22 protein-coding genes and 1 tRNA gene are annotated in these 23,405 nt (G+C 70.6%); 17 read left to right on the top strand and 6 right to left on the bottom strand.

Features of this window, described 5'->3' with window-relative positions; all coding sequences use genetic code 11:
• Positions 1 to 10: 10 nt before the first annotated feature.
• Both ACGFWI_RS22000 and nudC read left to right on the top strand, forming a co-directional pair.
• Positions 11 to 1,411 (top strand): dipeptidase, encoded by a 1,401-nt coding sequence (locus ACGFWI_RS22000; protein ID WP_393907664.1) that lies wholly within the window; start codon positions 11 to 13, stop codon positions 1,409 to 1,411.
• 76 nt (positions 1,412 to 1,487) lie between these two features.
• Positions 1,488 to 2,423, top strand: a complete 936-nt coding sequence (gene nudC, locus ACGFWI_RS21995) for an NAD(+) diphosphatase (RefSeq protein ID WP_393907663.1) — start codon at positions 1,488 to 1,490, stop codon at positions 2,421 to 2,423.
• 283 nt (positions 2,424 to 2,706) lie between these two features.
• Here the strand turns inward: nudC and ACGFWI_RS21990 are convergent, their stop codons facing one another.
• Positions 2,707 to 2,949 (bottom strand): mycoredoxin, encoded by a 243-nt coding sequence (locus ACGFWI_RS21990; RefSeq protein ID WP_030089449.1) that lies wholly within the window; start codon positions 2,947 to 2,949, stop codon positions 2,707 to 2,709.
• A gap of 230 nt (positions 2,950 to 3,179) precedes the next feature.
• Here ACGFWI_RS21990 and ACGFWI_RS21985 point away from each other — a divergent pair, with 230 nt between their 5' ends.
• From ACGFWI_RS21985 to ACGFWI_RS21965, 5 genes are all read left to right on the top strand, one after another.
• Positions 3,180 to 5,468, top strand: a complete 2,289-nt coding sequence (locus ACGFWI_RS21985; RefSeq protein WP_393907662.1) for an ATP-dependent DNA helicase UvrD2 — start codon at positions 3,180 to 3,182, stop codon at positions 5,466 to 5,468.
• A gap of 145 nt (positions 5,469 to 5,613) precedes the next feature.
• Positions 5,614 to 5,940, top strand: a complete 327-nt coding sequence (locus ACGFWI_RS21980; RefSeq protein ID WP_393907661.1) for a hypothetical protein — start codon at positions 5,614 to 5,616, stop codon at positions 5,938 to 5,940.
• A gap of 119 nt (positions 5,941 to 6,059) precedes the next feature.
• The gene (locus tag ACGFWI_RS21975) at positions 6,060 to 6,413 is read left to right on the top strand and encodes a WhiB family transcriptional regulator (RefSeq protein ID WP_026169602.1); all 354 of its coding nucleotides are present in this window, start codon (positions 6,060 to 6,062) and stop codon (positions 6,411 to 6,413) included.
• The gene (locus tag ACGFWI_RS21970; protein ID WP_393907660.1) at positions 6,410 to 6,727 is read left to right on the top strand and encodes a hypothetical protein; all 318 of its coding nucleotides are present in this window, start codon (positions 6,410 to 6,412) and stop codon (positions 6,725 to 6,727) included. The genes ACGFWI_RS21975 and ACGFWI_RS21970 overlap by 4 nt, the downstream gene beginning before the upstream one ends.
• A 102-nt stretch (positions 6,728 to 6,829) precedes the next feature.
• Positions 6,830 to 7,027: a hypothetical protein gene (locus ACGFWI_RS21965; protein WP_393907659.1), complete on the top strand. Its 198-nt coding sequence runs from the start codon at positions 6,830 to 6,832 to the stop codon at positions 7,025 to 7,027.
• A 96-nt stretch (positions 7,028 to 7,123) separates the two neighbouring features.
• Here ACGFWI_RS21965 and ACGFWI_RS21960 read toward each other — a convergent pair whose 3' ends face one another.
• Together ACGFWI_RS21960 and ACGFWI_RS21955 are read right to left on the bottom strand one after the other, a co-directional pair.
• On the bottom strand, positions 7,124 to 8,563 hold the full coding sequence (locus ACGFWI_RS21960; protein WP_393907658.1) for an ABC1 kinase family protein: 1,440 nt from the start codon (positions 8,561 to 8,563) through the stop codon (positions 7,124 to 7,126).
• 56 nt (positions 8,564 to 8,619) lie between these two features.
• The gene (locus ACGFWI_RS21955; protein ID WP_393907657.1) at positions 8,620 to 9,747 is read right to left on the bottom strand and encodes a ThiF family adenylyltransferase; all 1,128 of its coding nucleotides are present in this window, start codon (positions 9,745 to 9,747) and stop codon (positions 8,620 to 8,622) included.
• 178 nt (positions 9,748 to 9,925) lie between these two features.
• Between ACGFWI_RS21955 and ACGFWI_RS21950 the strand changes: the two genes are divergently transcribed.
• From ACGFWI_RS21950 to ACGFWI_RS21935, 4 genes are all read left to right on the top strand, one after another.
• The gene (locus ACGFWI_RS21950; RefSeq protein ID WP_393907656.1) at positions 9,926 to 10,549 is read left to right on the top strand and encodes a M48 family metallopeptidase; all 624 of its coding nucleotides are present in this window, start codon (positions 9,926 to 9,928) and stop codon (positions 10,547 to 10,549) included.
• A 112-nt stretch (positions 10,550 to 10,661) separates the two neighbouring features.
• Positions 10,662 to 12,362, top strand: a complete 1,701-nt coding sequence (locus tag ACGFWI_RS21945) for a TerD family protein (protein ID WP_393907655.1) — start codon at positions 10,662 to 10,664, stop codon at positions 12,360 to 12,362.
• Positions 12,363 to 12,373: 11 nt separating this feature from the next.
• Entirely contained in the window at positions 12,374 to 13,057 is a 684-nt protein-coding gene (locus tag ACGFWI_RS21940; protein ID WP_393907654.1) for an AIM24 family protein, read from the top strand.
• Positions 13,058 to 13,077: 20 nt separating this feature from the next.
• On the top strand, positions 13,078 to 13,836 hold the full coding sequence (locus ACGFWI_RS21935; protein WP_393907653.1) for an AIM24 family protein: 759 nt from the start codon (positions 13,078 to 13,080) through the stop codon (positions 13,834 to 13,836).
• 84 nt (positions 13,837 to 13,920) lie between these two features.
• On the opposite strand, the gene ACGFWI_RS21930 is transcribed toward ACGFWI_RS21935, so the two are convergent.
• Positions 13,921 to 14,451 carry an NUDIX hydrolase gene (locus ACGFWI_RS21930; RefSeq protein ID WP_393907652.1) on the bottom strand — a complete coding sequence of 177 codons (531 nt, stop codon included), beginning with the start codon at positions 14,449 to 14,451 and terminating at the stop codon, positions 13,921 to 13,923.
• The gene (locus tag ACGFWI_RS21925) at positions 14,448 to 15,911 is read right to left on the bottom strand and encodes a zinc-dependent metalloprotease (protein ID WP_393907651.1); all 1,464 of its coding nucleotides are present in this window, start codon (positions 15,909 to 15,911) and stop codon (positions 14,448 to 14,450) included. Before ACGFWI_RS21925 ends, ACGFWI_RS21930 begins: the two co-directional genes overlap by 4 nt.
• A 192-nt stretch (positions 15,912 to 16,103) precedes the next feature.
• Between ACGFWI_RS21925 and ACGFWI_RS21920 the strand changes: the two genes are divergently transcribed.
• The 4 genes from ACGFWI_RS21920 to ACGFWI_RS21905 all read left to right on the top strand — a co-directional run bounded on the left by ACGFWI_RS21920 (position 16,104) and on the right by ACGFWI_RS21905 (position 19,524).
• Positions 16,104 to 17,255, top strand: a complete 1,152-nt coding sequence (locus tag ACGFWI_RS21920; RefSeq protein WP_393907650.1) for an SDR family oxidoreductase — start codon at positions 16,104 to 16,106, stop codon at positions 17,253 to 17,255.
• 103 nt (positions 17,256 to 17,358) lie between these two features.
• The gene (locus ACGFWI_RS21915) at positions 17,359 to 17,838 is read left to right on the top strand and encodes a molybdenum cofactor biosynthesis protein MoaE (protein WP_393907649.1); all 480 of its coding nucleotides are present in this window, start codon (positions 17,359 to 17,361) and stop codon (positions 17,836 to 17,838) included.
• Positions 17,839 to 18,117: 279 nt separating this feature from the next.
• Complete coding sequence (locus ACGFWI_RS21910) at positions 18,118 to 18,300, top strand: hypothetical protein (RefSeq protein WP_393907648.1); 183 nt, start codon at positions 18,118 to 18,120, stop codon at positions 18,298 to 18,300.
• A gap of 126 nt (positions 18,301 to 18,426) precedes the next feature.
• A complete protein-coding gene (locus ACGFWI_RS21905) occupies positions 18,427 to 19,524 on the top strand; it encodes a PDZ domain-containing protein (RefSeq protein WP_393907647.1) in 1,098 nt (365 codons plus the stop codon).
• 104 nt (positions 19,525 to 19,628) lie between these two features.
• Here ACGFWI_RS21905 and ACGFWI_RS21900 read toward each other — a convergent pair whose 3' ends face one another.
• The gene (locus ACGFWI_RS21900) at positions 19,629 to 20,183 is read right to left on the bottom strand and encodes a PPA1309 family protein (RefSeq protein ID WP_393907646.1); all 555 of its coding nucleotides are present in this window, start codon (positions 20,181 to 20,183) and stop codon (positions 19,629 to 19,631) included.
• Between the two features lie 136 nt (positions 20,184 to 20,319).
• Here ACGFWI_RS21900 and ACGFWI_RS21895 point away from each other — a divergent pair, with 136 nt between their 5' ends.
• Positions 20,320 to 23,205, top strand: a complete 2,886-nt coding sequence (locus tag ACGFWI_RS21895; protein ID WP_393907732.1) for a UPF0182 family protein — start codon at positions 20,320 to 20,322, stop codon at positions 23,203 to 23,205.
• 112 nt (positions 23,206 to 23,317) lie between these two features.
• A tRNA-Met gene (locus ACGFWI_RS21890) sits at positions 23,318 to 23,391 on the top strand.
• Positions 23,392 to 23,405: the final 14 nt, after the last annotated feature.

Genomic DNA, 23,405 nt, shown 5'->3' with positions numbered 1-23,405 from the left:
GCTCGGTCGTATGAGCACAACCCCGGACAGCGCCGTCCGTACGTACATCACCCGCCACCGCGAAGCCTTCCTCGAAGACCTCGCCGACTGGCTGCGCATCCCCTCCGTGTCCGCCGACCCGGAGCGCGCCGGTGATGTGCGCCGCAGCGCCGAATGGCTCGCCGCGAAGCTCTCCGACACCGGCTTCAGCACCACCGAGATCTGGGAGACCGGCGGCCTGCCCGCGGTCTTCGCCGAGTGGCCCTCGGGGGACCCGTCCGCGCCGACCGTGCTCGTCTACGGCCATCACGACGTACAGCCCGCCGCCCGCGAGGACGGCTGGCACACCGACCCCTTCGAGCCCCGGACCGTTGACGGCAAGCTCTACGCACGCGGCGCCGCCGACGACAAGGGCCAGGTGTTCTTCCACACCCTGGGGGTCCGCGCGCACCTCGCCGCGACCGGCCGTACCGCCCCCGCCGTCAACCTCAAGCTGCTGATCGAGGGCGAGGAGGAGTCCGGCTCACCGAACTTCCCGGTCCTGATCGAGAAGCACGCGGACCGCCTCGCCTGCGACGCGGTGATCGTTTCCGACACCGGCATGTGGTCCAGGGACACCCCCACGGTGTGCACCGGTATGCGTGGCCTGACGGACTGCCAGGTCGACCTCTACGGCCCCGACCAGGACATTCACTCCGGCTCGTTCGGCGGTGCCGTCCCCAACCCCGCCACCGAGGCCGCCCGGCTGGCCGCCGCACTGCACGACGCCGACCGCCGGGTCGCCGTCCCCGGCTTCTACGACGGCGTGATCGAACTCTCCGACCGCGAGCGGGAACTCTTCGCCGAGCTGCCCTTCGACGAGGAGGAGTGGCTGCGCACCGCGCACTCCCACGCCTCCCTCGGCGAGGCCGGCAGCACGACCCTGGAGCGCATCTGGGCCCGCCCCACCGCCGAGGTGAACGGCATCGGCGGCGGCTACCAGGGCCCCGGCGGCAAGACCATCGTGCCGTCCACCGCGCAGCTCAAGCTGTCCTTCCGGCTGGTCGCGGGGCAGAGCGCGGCCGCCGTCCAGCAGTCCGTACGCGACTGGACCGCGGCGAGCCTCCCGGCCGGCATCCGCCACCAGATCACCTTCTGGGGCGCCACCCGCCCGTGCCTCACCCCGCTCGACCACCCCGCGCTCCAGTCCGTCGTCCGCGCCATGGGCCGCGCCTTCGAACAGAAGATCCGTTTCACCCGTGAGGGCGGCTCCGGGCCGGCGGCCGACCTCCAGGACGTCCTCGGCGTCCCGGTCCTCTTCCTCGGCATCTCCGTGCCGTCCGACGGCTGGCACGCACCGAACGAAAAGGTCGAGCTCGACCTGCTGATGAAGGGCGTCGAGACCGCCGCCCACCTGTGGGGCGACCTGGCGGAGACCTGGCGCACGGCTTGACCGCGCGCGTACCGCCGTACCGCTCCGCGCCCGTACGCAGCAATCACCCACGCCATAGGGGGAGTTGGAAACAGCAGTGACCACCTGGACCGACCACACCGCAGGCCGGCCGCTCACCTTCAGCGCGCCGAGCGGAATTGACCGTTCCGCCCATCACCGCCTCGACGAGGCCTGGCTGGCGGCGGCCTGGAGCCACCCGACGACGCGCGTCTTCGTGGTGTCCGGCGGACAGGCGCTGATCGACGACACCCCGGACGGCCGCACCGAGCTGATCACGACGCCGTCCTTCGAGGCGCCACTGACCGAGGCCCATCGCTACTACCTCGGCACCGACGACGAGGGCGTCAGCTACTTCGCCCTCCAGAAGGACTCGCTGCCCGGCCGGATGGACCAGTCCGCGCGCCCGGCGGGCCTGCGCGAGGCCGGTCTGCTGCTGTCCCCGCGCGACGCCGGTCTGCTCGTCCACGCCGTCGCCCTGGAGAACTGGCAGCGGCTGCACCGCTTCTGCTCACGCTGCGGCGAGCGCACCGTCATCGCCGCGGCGGGCCACATCCGCCGCTGCCCGGCGTGCGGCGCCGAGCACTACCCGCGCACCGACCCGGCCGTGATCATGCTCGTCACCGACGAGGAGGACCGCGCACTCCTGGGCCGCCAGGTCCACTGGCCCGAGGGCCGCTTCTCCACCCTCGCGGGCTTCGTCGAGCCGGGGGAGTCCATCGAGCAGTCGGTGGCCCGTGAGGTCTACGAGGAGGCCGGCGTCGTCGTCGGCGAGGTCGAATACATCGCCAGCCAGCCCTGGCCCTTCCCCTCCAGCCTGATGCTGGGCTTCATGGCGCGTGCCACCTCCTCCGAGATCCAGGTCGACGGCGAGGAGATCGAAGAGGCCCGCTGGTTCTCCCGCGAGGACCTGCGCGCCGCCTTCGAGTCCGGCGAGGTCCTCCCGCCGTACGGCATCTCCATCGCCGCCCGCCTCATCGAGCTCTGGTACGGCAAGCCGCTGCCCAGGCCGTGAGGGCCGGGCGGGCGAGCGGGCGGCTGTACGACGCCCGCAGGCCCGCCCCCTTGCGCGGCACGCAGCGGGCCGCCGGCCGGTCCACGTGATGGATCCGGTCGACGGCTCTGTGCGCACGTTCAGCGGCGGCGCGGGGCCGCTCACGCGGAACGGCACCGCTGCCGGGGAAGCCCCAGGGCCCTCCGGGACGCCGTGTCGCCGCCGAGGCGAAGCGCCCCGCAAAACTGGGCAGGCGAAGCGCCCCCGTCGAACCACACAGGCAAAGCCCCCCCCGGAGAAGCCGTCAGGCCCCGACCTTCTGCTTGACCTGCGCCAGGGACGGGTTGGTCAGCGTCGAACCGTCGGGGAAGAGCACGGTCGGCACCGTCTGGTTGCCGCCGTTGGCCTTCTCCACGAACGCCGCGGACTCCGGGTCGTGCTCGATGTTGATCTCGGTGTACGTGATGCCCTCGCGGTCCATCTGACCCTTCAGCCGACGGCAGTAGCCGCACCAGGTCGTGCTGTACATCGTCACAGTGCCCGCCATGCGTCCCGCGCTCCTTCGATAAGTCTTGATGCCATACAGCCCGACGCCGTACTCGGCCCGGCCAAGCAACACAACGAGCATCGGGCCCCGGCCATTCCCGGTTCCGGTGACCAGGCCCTTTCCGGCTCTCCTGCACGGTCCCGCCCGCTCGACCGCCGTGACACAGCACACCACGAGCCGCGGCCGCGCACCGTCCGTAATCCACAGTGGACGCGTCGTGTACGACCGGGATGCGGGGCTGTGGACAGCTTTCCCGGGCGGCTCTGCGGACCTGGCAGCATGGCGGGGTGACAGCAGCAACGGACTCCTCCCTCTTCCCACAGGTGCCTGACTCGGCCGACGGGGTGCTCGACGGGCTCGACCCCGAGCAGCGCGAGGTCGCCACGGCTCTGCACGGTCCCGTCTGCGTGCTGGCCGGCGCCGGCACGGGCAAGACCCGCGCGATCACCCACCGGATCGCCTACGGGGTACGGGCGGGGATCCTGCAGCCCGCGAGTGTGCTCGCGGTCACGTTCACGGCCCGCGCGGCCGGCGAGATGCGCGGCCGGCTGCGCCAGCTCGGCGCGGGCGGGGTCCAGGCCAGGACGTTCCACTCCGCGGCCCTGCGGCAGCTCCAGTTCTTCTGGCCGAAGGCCGTCGGCGGTGAGGTCCCGCGGTTGCTGGAGCGCAAGATCCAGCTCGTCGCCGAGGCCGCCGCGCGCTGCGGCATCCGGCTCGACCGCAATGAGCTGCGCGATGTCACGGCCGAGATCGAATGGTCCAAGGTCACCCAGACCGTGCCGGCCGACTATCCGGCCGCGGTCGCCAAGGCCGGCCGCGACGCCCCTCGTGACCCGGCCGAGATCGGTCAGATCTACCGCACGTACGAGCAGCTCAAGCGCGAGCGCGGCAGCATCGATTTCGAGGACGTGCTCCTGCTCACGGTCGGTGTGCTGCAGGACCGGCACGACATCGCCGAGCAGGTCCGTACCCAGTACCAGCACTTCGTCGTCGACGAGTACCAGGACGTCAGCCCGCTCCAGCAGCGGCTGCTCGAGCTGTGGCTGGGGGACCGCGACACCCTCTGCGTGGTCGGCGACGCCAGCCAGACGATCTACAGCTTCACCGGTGCCACCCCGGACCACCTCCTCAACTTCCGCACCCGCCATCCGAACGCGACGGTCGTCAAGCTCGTCCGCGACTACCGCTCCAGCCCCCAGGTCGTGCACCTCGCCAACGGTCTGCTCACCCAGGCCAAGGGGCGCGCCGCCGAACAGCGCCTGGAGCTGATCTCGCAGCGCGAGGCCGGCCCCGAGCCCGTGTACACGGAGTACACCGACGAGCCCGCCGAGGCCGAGGGCACCGCCCGCCGGATCCGTGACCTGATCGCCTCCGGGGTGTCGGCCGGCGAGATCGCCGTGCTCTTCCGTATCAACGCCCAGTCCGAGGTCTACGAACAGGCGCTGGCCGACGCCGGGGTGCCATACCAGCTGCGGGGCGCCGAGCGGTTCTTCGAGCGGCCGGAGGTGCGCGAGGCCGGCGTCAAGCTGCGCGGCGCCGCCCGCTTCGGTGGCAACGACGCGCTGCTCGACGACGCCGTGGACCTGCCGTCCGAGGTGCGGGCGGTGCTCAGCGACATGGGCTGGACGAGCAGGCCGCCGGCCGGCTCCGGGGCGGTGCGGGACCGCTGGGAGTCCCTGGCGGCTCTGGTGCGGCTCGCCGAGGACTTCGCCAAGGCCCGGCCCGCGGCCACCCTCGCCGACCTCGTCGCCGAGCTGGACGAGCGGGCCAACGCCCAGCACGCCCCCACGGTCGAAGGGGTGACTCTCGCCTCCCTGCATGCCGCCAAGGGCCTGGAGTGGGACGCCGTGTTCCTGGTCGGCCTCACCGAAGGCATGATGCCGATCACCTACGCCAAGACCGATGAGCAGCTGGAGGAGGAGCGCCGACTCCTCTATGTCGGCGTCACCCGCGCCCGGCTGCATCTGGGCCTGTCCTGGTCGCTGGCGCGCTCTCCCGGCGGGCGGGCCTCCCGGCGCGCCAGCCGCTTCCTCAGCGGGCTGCGGCCCGGCTCCGGGGCGGTGGCCGGTCGCCGTACGCCGGGCGCGCTCTCCGGGGGCGTCGAGCGCGGTGGGGAGGGCGCGGCCGCGGTGGCTCGGCGCCCCAAGCACCGCAGCCCCGCCCGCTGCCGGGTCTGCAACAGAACCCTCACGGACGCGGGCGAGATGAAGCTGATGCGGTGTGAGGACTGCCCCTCGGAGCTCGACGAGGCGCTCTATGAGCGGTTGTGCGAGTGGCGGGCCGAGCAGGCTGCGCGCTCCCGGCAGCCCGCCTACTGCGTCTTCACCGACAAGACCCTGATGGCGATCGCGGAGGCCGTTCCGGGAACCGAATCGGAGCTTGCGGTCATCTCAGGAGTGGGGCGGCGGAAGTTCGACCGCTACGGCAGTGACGTGCTGGCAATCTGTGCCGGCGAGGAGCTCGTGGGGGCCTCGGGAGACGGGTCCGAGGACGCCGCGGAAAACTCGTCGGAAAAATAGTTTGCGTGCGCGGAGCGCATCCCCATAGCCTTCGGAAGCAACGGAGACAACGGAAATCTTCCGAGATCCGATGGATCCGTGCTGTACTTGAACACCCTGGAACGGGATTCCCGGTCCACCGAGACGCCGAGAGGAGGCGAGCCCAGTGATCAGCATTATCGAGACCAACAAAATGACCGATCTCTCGGTCGTCGCCACCTGCCCGCTCGGCTCCTCGCTCCTTGGTACCGGTCTGTCCGGCTCCGGCCGTCTCTCCGGTATCGAGGTCGCGCGCCCCGAGTCCCTCACTGTGCTGACGCGCAGTGAGCGCACCGCGCGACCGACCGAGGCACCTGCGGTAGCAGCAACGGCGGCATCGGTGAATGCCTATGCCTTCGCGGCGGCCAACGGTGCCGAATCCCGGAAGCAGTACCAGAAGCAGCATGACATGTGGGCCTACCGCGGCCTCGAACCCTGGAGAGATCCAGCCTGATCGGCACGATCAGGTCGGCACCTTCCAGGGCCGCGGAACCCACACCGGGATCCGCGGCCCTTTTGTTTGCCCCACGCGCCCGCCACCAGCCGGGCCGAACAGACGAGGAACACACCACCGTGCAACTGCAGACGCACACCCCGTCCGTAGCAACCGACCTGATCCCTCCGCCCGACCCCCAGGAGAACTCCTTGCTTCCCCTCACCGAGCTCGACGACGAGATCGACCGCCTCGGCGCTGCCGTTCCGTGCCGCACCTATGACCCCGAGGTCTTCTTCGCCGAGTCCCCGGCCGACGTCGAGTACGCCAAGACGCTGTGCCAGACCTGTCCGGTCCGCGAGGCCTGTCTCGCCGGTGCCAAGGACCGCCGTGAGCCGTGGGGCGTCTGGGGTGGCGAGCTCTTCGTCCAGGGCGTCGTCGTGCCGCGGAAGCGTCCGCGTGGCCGTCCGCGCAAGAACCCGGTCGCGGCATGAACACCATCGGCACAGGAACGATCGACCGTCCCGTCACACGGGATCCCCAGAAGCAGGACTTCGCGATGAACCCCTCGCTCACCGACACCCCCGTCCCCGTGAACACCGACGCGATCGAGTCGCGTCAGAACAGGAACCTCGCCATGCAACTCATCCCAGAAGCCCTGGCGCGTGCGCATATGCACGAACGCCTTCAGGAGGCTGAATCGGAACGCAGGGCTCATCGGCTCGCCGCCGCGCGGCGTATGCAGCGGCGCGCCGAGCGCGCGTCGCTCCGCGCCCGCCGGGCGCTGGCGATGGCCGTGATGCAGTAAGGCGGCGCACCGATGCCGCCGGCCATGGGGTCCGTCCGACAGGGCGGGCCCCATGGTGCGTTGTATCCCGATTCGCGGGGTTGACGGGGATATCGTCGGCTGGTGGACCAGAAGACGCACGAACAGGCGGAGTTGGCCGACGGGAACACGGTGTGCGCCGGCTGTGGCGCGGTCGCCGAAGGCTCTCCGCCGACCTGGACCTGCTCCGTCGAGAACGGTGAGCGCCGCTACTTCTGCGACAGCTGCGCGCGGGAGAACATCCGGGCCATCGAAGGGCGCCTGGACTCGAGCTGGTGGTAAGACCGAGCACCACCGAGGCCGGAAGGCCTCAGGCCCTCCCGTCCGCTCCGGCCGGCGGAGCGAACGGAAGGGGCCGTGCGGCCCGGTGGGCCGGGCTCAGGCCGTGGTCTCCTCGACGGCCTCCTCGCCGAGGTCCGCACCGATCTCTTCGTCCATGACGCTGCTGATGCCCGTGATGTCCGGGCCGGCCGGCTCCTCCTCCGGCACAAAGCCGGGCAGCCACGCCTCCAGCTCGTCGCGCAGCCGTACCGTCGCCCCCAGCTGGCACAGCACCCCGATCGTGCTCAACGTCACACGGTGGATCAGGAGGTAGGCGGGCGGCAGATTGAGCTGCTTGCCCAACTGGTGGGCGGGGGAGCGCGGATCACCGACCCGGGCTGCCTGATGGCGCATCCAGCCCCGGGTGAAGGTGAACTCGTCCGCCTGGGCGGGTTCGATGATCGGCAGCAGATATTCCAGCACCGCGTCCGGATCCAGCTCGATGGACTCCTTGACGAAGCCTTCCTCGCACAGCAGCTGGTAGACGGCATCCGCCTCGCCGTCCAGCGTCATCCGCAGCGAGGTCCCGATCGTCGGCGGCAGCCCCTCGGGCAGCCGGTCGACGGTGCCGAAGTCCAGCACTCCCAGCCGCCACTCCTCGGCCGGGCCGTCCGGGAAGTCCCCGGCCAGCAGCCGGAAGTTGCCCGGGTGCGGGTCGGCGTGCAGCAGGCCGGTACGGGCGGGGCCGGAGAAGAGGAAGCGGGCCAAGAGCTGACCGGCCCGGTCCCGCTGCTCGTCGGTGCCGTCCGCGATCACCTCCGACAGCGGTACCCCGTCCATCCACTCCGTCACCAGCACCTCGTCGCACTGGTGCACCACAGCCGGCACCACCACATCCGGGTCGTCGGCGAACTCCTCGGCATGAGCCTGCTGTGCCGCTGCCTCCAGGGAGTAGTCCAGCTCCTCCGACACCCGGTCGCGCAGCTCGGTGATCAGTGGCTTGATGTCCATGCCCGGGATCAGCGGGCCCAGCAGCCGGGCGAACCGGCTCAGCTGGGCCAGGTCCGACAGCAGCGCCTGACCGGCACCCGGATACTGCACCTTGACGGCCACCTCACGGCCGTCGTGCCACACCGCACGGTGGACCTGCCCGATCGAGGCAGCCGCGGCCGGCTTTTCCTCGAACTCCTCGAACAGCTCCCGCCACTCCTCGCCGAGCCGCTCTGCCAGCACCGAGTGCACCGTGCTGGTCGGCATCGGGGGTGCCGCCTCCTGAAGCTTCGTCAGGGCGGCGCGGTAGGGGCCGGCGATCTCCTCGGGCAGTGCCGACTCGAAGACGGACAGTGCCTGCCCGAACTTCATCGCCCCGCCCTTCAGCTCACCGAGCACTTTGAAGAGCTGTTCCGCGGTGCGCTGTTGCAGCTCACGGCCGACGATTTCGGCGGATCTGCCGCCGATCCGCTTGCCGAGGCCCCAGGTGGCACGGCCGGCGAACCCCAGTGGCAGCGCGGCCAGCTTGGCGGTGCGGGTGACCGCCTTGCGGGGAAGATCAGACATGCGCCCCTCCAACTCACACTGTCCCCCAACCGGGGTTACTCCGTCATTGTGGCGTGTCACGGCCGAGGATCCGAGGCGCCTGCCGCACTCGGCGAGACGGCGGCGCCGCAGCCGCACTCCGGATGCGGCTCGATCCGCGCCGTCCGCACGCTTGCACACGGCGAGGCGAACTCCATCCGGGCACCTGTGCACGGCGGTAGTTCACCGTCGAGGAACGTCAGCGCCTGGACGGCGGCGACCCCCGCGACCGCAGTTGCCAACGCGGCATCGCAGGCCGGCACCGCGGGTGAACCACGACCCGACCGCCACTGCGCCAGCAGCCGCGGCCAGGCCGGCTCCGCGTCCGTACGGCGTAGTTCATCGCAGCGGGCACAGGCCGAACCTCCGGGCAGCACCAACGGACCCACCACACCCGTGCCCTCGATCACCCCCGCGTAAAGATGTGGGATTCCGGCGGTGAGCAGCGGCTCGGAGATCACGGGGTCGGGGGCGTACGCGCCGAGCCCGTCGCGCGGGGCGAGCACCACCAGGGACAGCCCGGGTTCGCCGGATTCGCTGACCGGGACCCGCGGCCGCGGGGTGCGGCCCCAGGGGGAAGACCGGTGGACCAGCCGTTGCGCGGCCGCGTCCCGCCGCTCGCCGATCCGCCCGGCCGGCAGCCCGCCGGGCATCACGTCCCACGGCTGGACCATGCCGCCGTCGAACACCTCCACCCGGCCGATCCCCGAGGCGGAGAGCAGCGCCGCGACCGCGGCGCCGACCCGCCCCGCCCCCTTGACCCGGGCCCGGACCGCCCGGCGCGCCCCCATCCGGCCCAGGGCGCCCGCGGGTTCCGGATGCCGCACCGAGAGGGACGCCAGGTCGGGCCGCAGCTGTTCGAAGGCGGCGTGGTCCGCCCGTACGGCCTCGGCCGGCGGGCCGCCGGCGGTGGGGGCCTCCAGCAGCCCGGCCGCGCCGAGCCGCTCCACCACACCCCGCACGTGCTCGGGCAGGAGGTCCAGTAACGCGGCCTCCTCGATCAGTCGCTCCATGGTGCGGGTGCCGTCGATCAGCGAGAGGAAGCTGCCGGTCGCCGTGTCGACCGGGCCGACCACCATCGCATGCGCTGGCGCCACGCCGAACCGCACGGTTTCCCTGTCCCGCCAGCCGCGCCGCAGCGCGGGCTTGAGCATCGGATGACTCATCTCCGCCCCCGTCCTTCGTCGTCCGGCTCTCAGCATGCGCCGTGCCGCGGATCCGTGCGGAAGTTATCCACAGGCAGTGGGCAACGGTCATACAAGCGGTGCACGCCATGGAGTGGTTCGGTGGCGAACCGTCCGCGGGGCGGGACTTACCGCACTGCCAGCGGGTAACGTCGGGCGCGTGCCCGCCGACCCTTCCCACGGCCCAGGGGAGACACCCTTGCGCCGCGCCGCTGACACATCGCGCAGGGCTGCCCCGAACCCGAAGGCCCGCGGGTCAGGCACCAGCGCCGTCGAAGTGCGCCGCAGCTCCCGGCGGCGCAGAACGGTCTCGGCGTACCGCGAGGGCGACCGCACGGTTGTCCTGATTCCGGCCCGTATGTCCGAGGCCGAGGAACGGCGTTGGGTCACCGTCATGCTGGACAAGCTCGCCGCCCAGGAAAGCAAGCGGATGCTGGGCGACGGGGAGCTGGCCGAGCGCGCCGAGCGCCTGTCCGGCCAGTATCTGGACGGCCGGGCCAGCCCCGCGTCGGTGCGCTGGGTGACCAACCAGAACACCCGCTGGGGATCGTGCACCCCCGCGGAGGGCAGCATCCGCCTGTCGCACCGCCTTCAGGGCATGCCGGAGTACGTCATCGACTACGTCCTGCTGCATGAACTCGCCCATCTGCTCGTCCCCGGCCACGGCCCCCGGTTCTGGCACCTCCTGGAGGCCTACCCCCGTACGGAGCGGGCCCGCGGCTACCTCGAAGGAGTGGTCGCGGCCGACCGGCTGCCCCATCTGCCCACCGCCCGCGGAGAGTGACCGCGGCATTGGATGAGATCCGCAGTGCCCCGGCATCGCCTGCTGTCGGCGCCAGCGGTTAGCCTGGCCGCGCAGAGCAACTCACAGCGGGAGCGGGGGACGGGCGTTACGTATGGCCAGGGAATTCCAGCGGGGCCACAAGGCCAAGATCGGTGATCTGACGGCGGGAACGGATCTGTACGTCGGTGTGCAGATCGCCGGGCCCGGCCTGACCTTCGACATCAGCTGCTTCGGTCTGGACGCCGACGAGCGGCTGTCCGACGACCGGTACTTCATCTTCTTCAACCAGCCCAAGTCGCCCGAGGAGTCGGTCCAGCTGCTCGGGGCGCAGGCCGGCGACAGCGAGTCGTTCCGGGTCACCCTCGACAAGATCCCGCCGCAGATCCAGAAGCTCTCCTTCACCGCCGCGCTCGACGGGGCGGGCCAGGTCTCGCAGATCGGACCCGGCTACCTCCGGATCGTGGCCGGCGGCGAGGAGGTCGCCCGCTACTCCTTCGACGGCAGCGAATTCAGCACCGAACGCGCCGTCATGCTCGGCGATTTCTACCTCAAGGACGTCTGGCGGTTCGCCGCGGTCGGCCAGGGCTTCGACGGCGGCCTCGACGCGCTGCTGAAGAACTTCGGCGGCGAGGTCGCCGAAGAGGCCGAGGCGCCGGCGCCGCCCGCAACGGCACAGGGCGCGCCCGGCTTCGCGCCGCCACCCGGAGCCGCGGCCCCCGCGCCGTCCTTCGGGGCGCCCGCCGCCGCGCCCGTACCGCAGCAGCCCGCGCCCGACTTCGGCCCGCCCCAGGGCGCGCCGCCGGCGCCGCCGCCGGCCCCCGCGCCGCAGCCCGCCGACCCGCAGGTGCACAGCGCACCCACCATCGCCGCCCCGCTGGCCCCGCCCGGTGTACCCGGGCCGCCCGGCCAGCAGCCGCCCGCCCCATATGGCCAGCCGGCGCCCGGTCAGGACCCGTACGGCCAGCCGCAGACCGCACCGGGCGGCTATCCCGGCCAGCAGGCCCCACAGGCCCCGCCCTACGGCCAGCCCGCCCCGCCGCCCGGCGGATACGGCGCCCCGCAGGGGCAGCCCGCCCCGTACGGGCAGCCGGGACCGCCCCCGGGTGCCCCGTATCCGGGTGGCCAGGCCCCGGCCGTGCCTCAGGGCGGCGGCCCCGGCCTCGGCGCTGTGCTGGACAAGTACAAGGAAGCCCCCACCGGCCAGCGCTGGACCCCGCAGAACAGCAAGCTGATCCGCGTCGACCTCGGCGTCGACGGCCAGCCGGTGCTCGCCCGCCAGGGCAGCATGGTGCTCTACCAGGGCAAGGTCGACTTCGGCTACAAGGGCGCCGGCTTCCGCGGCCGGATCGTCGGCAACGCCACCGGCCAGGAAATGCAGCTGATGCGCTGCACCGGCCAGGGCCAGGTCTTCTTCGCCGAGAACAGCGCCCATGTCCACCCCATCGAGCTGCAGGGCGACGCCATCTGTGTGTCCGCCGACAGCGTCCTCGCCTTCGACGAGTCGCTGCAGCACGAGGTCCGCCGGATCGAGGGCCACGGCATCCCCGGTGGCGCCCTGTTCACCATGCAGTTCCAGGGGACCGGCACCCTCGTCGTCAAGACCCAGGGCACTCCGGTCGTGCTGCCGGTCACCCCGACCACCTACGCCGATGCCAACGCCATCGTGGCCTGGTCCGCGGCCTCGCAGGTGATCATCTCCAGCCAGGTGAGCCTGCGCCGGCACGCCTTCCCCGGCCACTCCGGCGAGACCGTGAACCTCCAGTTCCGCGGCGCGCCCGGCAACTTCATCGTCGTCCAGCCCTACGAGGTCTGAGGGAGCCCGTCATGAACCAGCAGCAGCTGTCGGGCTACGCCCCGACCCCGCCCGCCGCCCGCATGGAGAACCACGGCAGTGCCATGGTGAAGATCGCCATGCAGAGCGGCCAGGACGTCTTCGCACGCACCGGCTCGATGGTCGCCTACGAAGGCTTCGTCCAGTACGAGCCGAACCCGCCCGCCGTCCGCCAGATGGCCTCCCAGTGGATCACCGGCGAAGGCGCACCCCTCATGAAGTGCTCCGGGGACGGCCTGCTCTACCTCGCCGACTACGGGGCCGACGTGGTCTGCATCAACCTCAACGGTGACTCGCTCTCCGTCAACGGCACCAACCTCCTCGCCTTCGACGCGCAGCTCCAGTGGGGCGTGCAGCGCGTCAAGGGCATGGCGAAGTTCGCCGGCCAGGGGCTCTTCAACGTCGGTATCTCCGGCACCGGCTGGGTCGCCCTGACCTCCCGGGGCACCCCCATCGTCGTCGACTGCGGCCGCGGTGAGGACGAGACGTATGTGGACCCGGACGCCCTGGTCGCCTGGTCGACCAATCTGAAGATGAAGGGCAAGCGCAGCTTCAAGGCGTCCTCGATGATCGGACGCGGCAGCGGCGAGGCATACCAACTGGGCTTCTCCGGCCAGGGGTTCGTCGTCGTCCAGCCCAGCGAGGACAGCACCGACCGGCTCCGGGCCCGGGGCTGAGGGGGAGGACCGAACACGCCATGCAGAGTCCGCTTTTCGCCTTCACCGAGGCACAGACCCAGGACCGCTACGCCCTGCAGAACAGCCAGCTGCTGCGCGTCGCCCTCCAGGGCCACGAGGACGTCCTCGCCCGCAAGGGTGCGATGGTCGCCTACCAGGGGCTGCTCGAATTCGACGGCAACTACCAGACGCCCGGCCAGCGGCGCGCCCGCGCGCACTCCGGTGAGGGCCTCGATCTGATGCGCGTCTCCGGGCAGGGCACGGTCTATCTGGCCAACCTCGCCCAGTACGTCCATGTCCTCGACGTCGACCACGACGGTCTGACCGTCGACAGCAGTTACGTCCTGGCCCTGGACTCCGGCCTCCACTGGGAGGTCGTCTCCGTCGACAGCCAGTACGGCATCTCCGGCACCGGCAAGTACCAGCTCAACATCTCCGGGCAGGGCAAGGTCGTTCTGATGACCTCCGGCCAGCCGCTGATGCTGCAGGTCACGCCCGACAAGTACGTCAACGCCGACGCCGACGCGGTGGTCGCCTGGTCCGCTTCGCTGCGTGTGCAGATGCAGGCACAGACCCACTCCTCCGGTGTGTGGCGCCGGCGCGGCAACACGGGCGAGGGCTGGGAACTCAGCTTCCTCGGCCAGGGCTACGCACTGGTCCAGCCCAGCGAGCTGCTGCCGCCGCAGAACGCCGTCATCGGCTCCGGTGCGGCCGCCCAGTTCGGTATGGGCCAGCAGGGCGCCCGGGGAATGAACCAGGGCAACATCTTCACCAACTGAGTGCCGCCGAGGCGCCGTTGACGTACTCCGGCGCCCGCCCCAGGAGGGGCGGGCGCCGGAATGCGTGCGCTGTCGGGCTGCCGTCTAGAGGAGCGCACGGGTGCGCTCGACCAGGCGCACCACCGACGCATCGGCGACGCCGGGCACCTCGTCGTACGCGAACCACCGCAGATCCAGCGACTCGTCGCTGATCGCCGCCACCGCGTCCTTGGGAGCCAGCGCCGCGTACTGGACGTCCAAATGCACCGCGCAGGGTGTGTGATGACGATCCAGCCGCACCGGGCCGCCGGACAGCAGCGTCAGCCCCTGCGTGATCCCCGACTCCTCGCGCGCCTCACGCAGCGCCGCATCGGCCGGCGAGGCGTCCTCCGGCTCGCAGTGGCCGCCCATCTGCAGCCACATCTCCAGCTTGCGGTGCAGGGTGAGCAGCACCCGGCCGCCGACCGGATCGATCACCAGCGCGCTGGCCGTGAGGTGTCCGTCTTTGCAGGGCTTCCACATGCCGTCCTGATGGGCGGCGAGGTGGTCCAGATACATCAGCCGCAGCTGCTCCTGGTCGGCCGACGGCGCGGGCCACTCCTTGAGCACCCGCGCCGCCTCCTCATGCAGACTCACGTGGCGTCGTCACCCTTGCCCTCACCGGGAGCCTCGTCCGGGCCGTCGTTTCCCCGGGCGGGCCCGCCCGGATCCGGCGTACCGCCGCTCGCGGCCTCGCCGAGCATCTTGTCGAGCTCGGAGAAGTCGGGCTGCTCGTGGTGCACGAACCCGTCCGGGTCGTCCAGGTCCGCCGCCGTCGGCAGCATGTCCGGGTGCTCCCACAGGCCGTCGCGGCCCTCCAGGCCCCGCGCGTCCGTCAGCGACGCCCACAGCCGCGAGGCGTCCCGCAGCCGCCGCGGCCGCAGCTGCAGACCGATCAGCGTCGAGAACGTCTGCTCGGCGGGGCCACCGCTGGCCCGGCGCCGCCGCAGCGTCTCCCGGAGCTTGTCCGCCGACGGCAGATGCGGCTTGGCGGCGGCGTGCACCACCGCGTCCACCCAGCCCTCGACGAGCGCCAGCGCGGTCTCCAGCCGGGCCAGTGCCGCCTTCTGCTCCGGGGTGTCCTCGGGCTGGAACATGCCCTGCTGAAGGGCGTTCTGCAGCTCCTCCGGGTGCTGCGGATCGATCTGGCCGACCACGTCCTCCAGCTTGCTCGTGTCGACCTTGATGCCGCGCGCGTAGCCCTCGACGGCACCGAACAGATGCGAGCGCAGCCACGGCACATGGGCGAAGAGCCGCTGGTGGGCGGCCTCACGCAGGGCCAGATACAGCCGCACTTCCTCTTCCGGCACGCCCAGGCCCTCGCCGAACCCCGCGATGTTCACGGGCAGCAGCGCGGCCTTGCCGGCCGGTCCCAGCGGAAGTCCGATGTCCGTCGAACCGACGACCTCACCGGCGAGCACGCCCAGCGCCTGGCCGATCTGGGTGCCGAACATCGCGCCGCCCATGGAGCGCATCATCCCGAGCAGCGGGCCCGCCATGGCCTGCATCTCCCCGGGCAGTACGTCGCCCATGGCCGCCCCGACACGCTCGGCGAGCGGATTGACCAGGTCCTGCCACACCGGGAGGGTCTCCTCGACCCACTCGGCGCGGCTCCAGGCCACCACCGAGCCGGAGCCCGACGGCAGCGACGTCACACCGTCCAGCCACAGGTCGGCGAGGCGCACGGCCTCCTCGATGGCGCTCCGCTCACCCGGCGACAGGCTCGCGTCCTTGCTGCCGTCCTCGGCGCCCTGCGCGACGGTCTGCCGCGCAATGTCCTTGGCCATGTCCCAGTTCACCGGGCCGCCCTCGTAGGAGAGCATCTGTCCGAGCTTCTGGAAGGCCGCTCCCAGGTCGCCAGGGTTCATTTCGCCGCCGGGGCCGCCCATGCCGCCGAAGAGCGCCGCGAACGGGTTGTCCGCGCCGCCGCTCCCGCCGCCGAACCCGAACGGGTCCGCGGGGTCCTGGCTACCTCCCTGGCCGCCCTTCTTCTTGCCGTTGTCGCCGTCCTCCGGCTCCTCCGGCGGAAGGCCGAATCCAAATGGGGTGTCACTCACGGGTTTCCTCGGCTCGTAAGGCCGCCGACCAGGTGGCCGACGGCGGCTGCCCGACATCACCTCCAGCGTAGACACCCGGACCGCTTCGGGGCTCGGTGCTTCGCTGACCCGGTGGCTGCGGCAGGATGGACGCCACCTGGTGCGGATGTATCAGCACGTGTCCGCACTGAAGACAACCGCTGGAGACGCCCGGTGAGTTCCCCAGATCCGACCGTTCGCGCAGCGCGAAACGCTGCGGCCCAGACCGAAAAGGCAGGCAACACCGCAGGCGGGGCCACGGACCGGCCGCTGCGCCGGCCCGTGGTCGCCGTCACCGGAGCCGCATCCGGAGTCGGTGCGCTGCTCACTCGTGCCCTGGTCGCATCCGACGAGGTCAAGGAGGTGGTGGCCATCGACGAGCGGCGCGGCGACGTCGCCGAGGCGCACTGGCACGTCCTCGACGTCCGGGACCCGGCCATCGCCGACAAGCTGCGCGGCGCCGATGTCGTCGTCCACCTCGCGCTCGACCTCGACCTGGAGACCGACGACGCGGCGCGCACCGCGTACAACGTGCGCGGCACCCAGACCGTGCTCACCGCCGCCGCGGCCGCCGGCATCCACCGGGTGGTGCTGTGCACCTCCGCCATGGTCTACGGGGCGCTGCCCGACAACGATGTTCCCCTGGCAGAGGACTCCGAGCTGCGGGCCACCGCGGACGCCACCGGTGTCGGCGACCTCCTGGAGATCGAGCACCTGGCGCACCGCGCACCCCGCGCGCACCCCGGCCTGAACGTCACCGTGCTGCGCCCCACCGTCCTGGTGGGCGGCACGGATACCGCACTGACCCGCTACTTCGAGTCGCCCCGCCTCCTGGTCGTCGCCGGATCCCGCCCCGCCTGGCAGTTCTGCCACGTCGAGGACCTGGTCAGCGCCCTGGAGTTCGCCGCGCTGGAGAAGGTCGACGGCGAGCTGGCGGTGGGCTGCGACGGCTGGCTGGAGCAGGAGGAGGTCGAGGAGCTCTCCGGCATCCGGCGCATGGAGCTGCCGTCCTCGGTGGCCCTGGGCGCCGCCGCCCGCCTGCACCGCATCGGCCTGACGCCGTCGCCCGCCGGGGACCTCGCGTACACGATGCATCCGTGGGTGGTCAGCGGCAGTCGGCTGCACGATGCGGGCTGGCGTCCCCGGTGGACGAACGAGGAGGTGCTCGCCGAGCTCCTGGAGGAGGTCGCCGGACGGCACACCGTCGCGGGCCGCAGGCTGGGCCGCAAGGACGCCACCGCCGCGGGTGCCGCCGGTGCCACCGTCGCCCTCCTGGGCACCGCCGCCCTGGTCCGGCGCGCCCGTAAGGCCCGCCGCCGGATCTGAGCGGAACCCGGCCCGCCGGGCTGGAGGAGTCTCCATACGGCGGCCGGGACGACCGGCGGAAACGGCCATTCCCCACCGTGCCCGCGTACGGCACGATGGGGGTATGTCTGGCATGCCTTCCCCCTCGACCCCCGGCCGCGACCACCCCGGTGAGCAGGCCGCACCGGACCCGATCCGGCTCCTGGGGATCCGCGACAGCGCGCTGTCCGTGGACGAGGTGTTCGCGGCCGTGGGGGACACGGCCGCCGGCGGCACGGCCCTGTTCGTCGGTACGGTCCGCTCGCACGACAACGGCGCCGACGTCGACGGCCTGGGCTACTCCGCGCACCCGACGGCCGAGGCGGAGATGCGCCGGATCGCCGAGAAGGTGATCGCCGACTTCCCCGTGCGGGCGCTGGCCGCCGTCCATCGAGTGGGCGATCTGCGCATCGGGGATCTGGCCGTGGTGGTCGCGGTGTCCTGCCCGCACCGTGGCGAGGCGTTCGAGGCCTGCCGCAAGATGATCGACGATCTCAAGCACGAGGCGCCGATCTGGAAGCATCAGACGTTCTCCGACGGCACCGAAGAGTGGGTGGGAGCGTAGCGCCGTTCCCGTGCGCGGAGGGCGGGGCGACGCGTCGTGCCGTCGTCCGGGGGCGGAGGCTCGACCCGGTGCGTAACGGCGCGATCCCGGGGCAGGCGACATGACAGACGCGGCGGGCTGTGGCCTGTAGCCACGGGGTGGTGGCCTCCGAACGTGAGGCCGAACCGGTGCCTTGTGTTCCGGTTGCGTAACCCGCCCCCTGGCGTGAGCGTTTATCCAGCAGATGGTTAATCTGCTTATTCGTCGATCGCGGTCGTGCAAGGGGTTGGGAGGTCGCTGATGGGTGCGCTCCTCTGGTTGCTGATTCCGGTTGGTGCCGGGCTGATTGCCGCGGTGTGGAGCAGCTGGGCCCTACGGAACCGCAAGGCCGGGGATGTGGCAGAGCTCGCGGGCTATGCACGATTCCGTGACGCCATGGAGAGAGAGCACTCCGTTCCCGACCCCGCCTCGGACCCAGTCTGACGTTCCCCGCCGGTTCGCGAAAGCAAGCAACACCCTTCGGGATGACGGCCGCTCACGGGCGGGTGTTCGACCTCGTACGGACGGCCCCGCGGGCCGGTTGTCATACCCGTCCCGTACTGTCGTTCCATGCCACGCCGCACCGCGACGCTGCTCGCCTCGACCCTGATGCTGATCGCGCTGCTCTGCGCCGGGGTACTGATCCCCGTGCCGTACTCCGAGATGTCTCCGGGGCCGACGGTCAACACCCTTGGTGATCACGGCGGCGAGCCGGTGCTGCAGATCTCCGGACGCAAGACGTTCCCGACGACCGGTCATCTCAACATGACCACCGTCCGGGTCACCGGCCCCGACTACCGCATGAACCTTTTCGAGGCGGTGTACGGCTGGCTCGACCACGACAACGCCGTGGTGCCGCACAAGACGCTCTACCCCGAGGGGCAGACGGCCGAGCAGGCCGACCAGGAGAACGCCGAGGAGTTCAGCCAGTCCCAGGAGAGCGCCAAGGTCTCCGCCCTCAACCAGCTGCACGTCCCGGTCGCCACCCAGACCGTCGTCGGTTCCGTCGTCAAGAACAAGCCGGCCAACGGGCGGCTGCACGCGGGCGATGTGATCAAGGCGGTGGACGGCACGGAGGTCAAGCAGGCCGGTGACGTCGCCAAGCTCGTCACCCGGCACAAGCCGGGCGAGAAGGTCACCTTCACGATCATCCCCGCCAAGGACGCCGCCGCGGCGGAGAAGCGGGGCAAGAAGCCCGGGACCGGCGCGAAGCAGATCACGATCACCACGCAGAAGGCGGAAGACGGCCGCGCCATCGTGGGCATCCAGGCCGGGGTGGATCACATCTTCCCGTTCCCCATCGACGTCAAGCTGGCCGATGTCGGCGGCCCGAGCGCCGGGCTGATGTTCGCGCTCGGCATCGTCGACAAGCTCACGCCCGGGGACATGACGGGCGGCAAGTTCGTGGCCGGTACGGGCACCATCGACGACAAGGGCAAGGTCGGCCCGATCGGTGGCATCTCGATGAAGACGGTCGGCGCGCACGACAAGGGCGCTCAGTACTTCCTGACGCCCAAGGAGAACTGCGCCGCAGCGGCCAAGGACACCCCGCAGGGGCTCACCCTGGTCAAGGTCGGCACCATAGGCGACGCCGTCAAGGCGCTGGAGAAGATCCGCAAGGGCGACACCGCGGGCCTGCCGAGCTGCAGCCCCGCGGGCCGCTCCTAGGCTCCTGGGGCCTGTCCGACGGTTCCGGGCCGGACCGGCCCGCAGCGGGAATCCGCCCGGCCCGACGCGCACGCCGGCCCGGGCGTCAGCTCAGCAGGCGGCGCTCAGCCCTCGAACGTCGCCGCCAGTGCTTCCGCGAGGCCCGGCACCAGCGCCGAGCCGGTGAGCACCTCGGACGTGGAGTCCTTCTCGCGCAGCCGCAGTGCCGACTCACGCCGTCCGTCCCGCAGCACGGCCACCGTCATCCGGACTTCCTGGCGGTCCGGGTGCTTGGCGACCCACTTGGCGAGCTGCGCCTCGTCCATGCCCTCGGGCTCGGAGTCCTCGGCGGACGGCGGCAGCATCAGCCGCTCCACGGTCAGCGCGCAGCCCGCGACGGCGTCCGGCCAGGCAATGGTGGCCAGGAACTCGTCCAGCGGGACGCCCGCCGGGATCTCATCCTGTTCCACGGGGGTCAGGGACGTGGTGGTGGAGTCGTCGATGCCGAGCTGGGCGGCGAGCGAGGGCTCCTGCGCACGCAGCTTGGCGGTGTCGACGAGGGCGAACAGTCGGGCGGGCTGATCCCAGCCGAGCCCGGCGCTGTACTCGTCGATTTCGAGCACCGCGCGGGTCAGGGGGTCGGCGGCGAGGGGGGTGCCGTCAACGGGGAGGTTGGTCATGCTCAACATCGTGCCTTGTGTACCCCGGAAAGCGGGAACTGAGTAAAGCCTTCGTAAGTTGCATCGGTGGGTCCTACTATCGCCGGGCCTGCTCCACACGACAGCGAACTTCGAGGTGCGCACCTTGGCTTTCCAGATGCCGGACCGCGGCGGAGGCCCGACAGGGCCACGGATCAGAGTCGGCCGACCATCGCGGCGGATCCGGACCCTGCTCATGACATTGGGTGTGCTGGCCGTATTGGCCATGCTCTTTGTGATGTTTGCGGGGTTCTGGACCGATTGGCTCTGGTACCGCTCCGTCAAGTACTCCTCGGTCTTCACCACCACCCTGTGGACCAAGATCGGTCTGTTCTTCTCCTTCGGCGTTCTGATGGCCGTGGCCGTCGGCGTCAACGTCTGGCTGGCGCACCGGCTGCGGCCGCCGCTGAGCGCGATGTCCGTGGAGCAGCAGAGCCTGGACCGCTACCGGATGGGCATCGCGCCGTTCAAGAAGTGGGCGCTGATCGCGATCACCGCGGTGATCGGCCTGATCGCCGGTGCCTCCGCCTCGGGCGAGTGGCGGACCTGGCTGCAGTGGGTCAACGGCGTGCCGTTCGGCAAGACGGACCCGCAGTTCGGCATGGACATCGCCTTCTACACCTTCGATCTGCCCTGGTACCGCTTCCTGTTGAGCTTCGGCTTCGCCTGTGCGGTGCTGTGTCTGGTCGCCGCGGCGCTGACGCACTACCTGTACGGCGGGCTGCGGCTGACCAGCCCCGGCTCGCGGGCGACCGCGGCGGCCACCGGCCATCTGTCGGTGCTGCTGGGTATTTTCGTCTCGCTCAAGGCGATCGCGTACTGGCTCGACCGGTACGGCCTGGCGGTCAAGTCCAGCGGCCTGAAGTCGGCCGACAACTGGACGGGCCTGCGGTATGTCGATGCCAACGCCTATCTCCCGGCGAAGACGATCCTGTTCTTCATCGCGGCGATCTGTGCGGTGCTGTTCTTCGCCACCCTCTGGCGGCGGACGTGGCAGCTGCCGGTGATCGGCTTCGGTCTGATGGTGCTCTCGGCGATCCTCATCGGCGGGCTGTACCCGGCGATCGTGCAGAAGTTCCAGGTCCAGCCGAACGAGCAGGCCAAGGAAGCGCCGTACATCAAGCAGAACATCAAGGCGACCCGGGATGCGTACGACATCCAGGACTCCGCGGTCACGCCGTACAAGGGCAACTACAAGCCCGCCGACAAGGCGGAGAGCCAGCGGCTGCGCGATGACGCCGACACCACGGCCAGCATGCGGCTGCTCGACCCGAATGTGGTCTCGCCGGCCTTCCAGCAACAGCAGCAGGTGCGCGGGTACTATCAGTTCCCCTCCACCCTCGACGTCGACCGGTACAAGGGCACGGACGGTGCCGAGCAGGACACCGTCATCGGTCTGCGCGAGCTGAACATCGCCGGTATCCCCGAACGCAACTGGATCAACGACCACTTCAAGTACACCCACGGCTACGGCGCGGTCGCCGCCAAGGGGACCGAGCCCGCCGACGGCGGTGGTCCGAAGTACACCGAGTCGGATCTGCCGGCCAAGGGGCAGCTCGGCTCGTACCAGCAGCGGGTGTACTACGGCGAGAAGACCTCGCAGTACTCCATCGTCGGCGGTCCGCAGAAGGAACTGGACTACTCCGACGACAGCGGCGAGAAGAGCTACAGCTACAAGGGCAGCAGCGGCGTCAACCTCGCGAACCCGGTCAACCGCGCCGCATACGCGGTGGCGTTCGGGGAGCCGCAGATCCTCTACTCCGGAGCGATCGGCAAGGGCTCGCGGATCCTGTACAACCGCACGCCCAAGGAGCGCGTCGAAGCCGTCGCCCCCTGGCTGACCATCGACGGCGACGCCTACCCGGCGGTCATCAACCACCGGGTCAAGTGGATCGTGGACGCCTACACCACCAGCAACGGCTATCCGTACGCCTCGCGCACCACGCTCGGGGACAGCACGGCGGATTCGCTCACCGACGGCCAGCGCGCTGTGGTGGCCCAGCAGAACCAGGTCAACTACATCCGTAACTCCGTCAAGGCGACGGTGGATGCCTACGACGGTTCGGTGAAGCTCTACCAGTGGGACGACAAGGACCCGGTCCTCAAGACCTGGATGAAGTCGTTCCCCGGCACGGTCGAGAAGAAGAGCGCCATAAGCCCGGCGCTCAAGGAGCACCTGCGCTACCCGCAGGACCTCTTCAAGGTGCAGCGCCAGCTGCTGACCACGTACCACGTCACGGACCCCGGCACCTTCTACACCGGCTCCGAGCGCTGGCAGATCCCGAACGACCCGACGACCAAGTCGGGCAACGCGGTACCGCCGTACTACCTGAGCATGAAGATGCCGGACCAGAAGAACCGGGCGTTCTCGCTGACGACGACCTTCACGCCCAACAAGCGCGACAACCTCGGTGCGTTCATGGCCGTTGACGCCAATGCGACCAGCGGCGACTACGGCAAGATCAGACTGCTGAAACTGCCCTCACAGACGCCGGTGCCCGGACCGCAGCTGGTGCAGTCGAAGTTCAACTCCGATCCGAACATCGCCAATGAGCTCAACATCCTCAAGAAACTCGGCGACTCGGAGATCGAGTACGGCAATCTGCTGACCGTGCCACTGGACGGCGGACTGCTCTACGTCGAACCGGTGTATCTGCGCGGTGCCAACACCAACTACCCGCTCCTGAAGAAGGTGCTGGTCAGTTACGGCGACAACAAGCCCGTCCTGGAGAACTCCCTCAAGGACGCGCTGGATGTGGTCTTCGGCAAGAAGGCGCCCAGTACGGGTTCGGAGAACCCGCCGGGCGGCGACACCAGCCAGCCGCCCCCGTCGGGCCAGACGGTGCAGCAGGCGCTGGGCGACGCGCAGAAGGCCTACGAGGAGGGCGAGAAGGCGCGCGCCTCGGGCGACTGGGCCGGTTACGGCGAGGCCCAGAAGAAGCTGAAGGCGGCCCTGGACCGGGCGGCGAAGGCGTCCGAGAAGAGCGGCAAGCGGGGCAGCTGAGCCGGTCGGCCGTATGCCCCCCGGCCCTGTGGCCACCGATACGAACCGGTGGTCACAGGGCCGCGGTGGTGCGGGACCGTCCCGCCGTCGTGATACCTTGAGAACACAACGGCGCGGGGTGGAGCAGCTCGGTAGCTCGCTGGGCTCATAACCCAGAGGTCGCAGGTTCAAATCCTGTCCCCGCTACTGCAAGACGAAGG

It is taken from the genome of Streptomyces sp. NPDC048434 (assembly GCF_043200375.1).
GTDB lineage: Bacteria > Actinomycetota > Actinomycetes > Streptomycetales > Streptomycetaceae > Streptomyces.
Note: the sequence above shows the minus strand (reverse complement) of the source record. Positions and strands in the feature narration are given on the sequence as shown.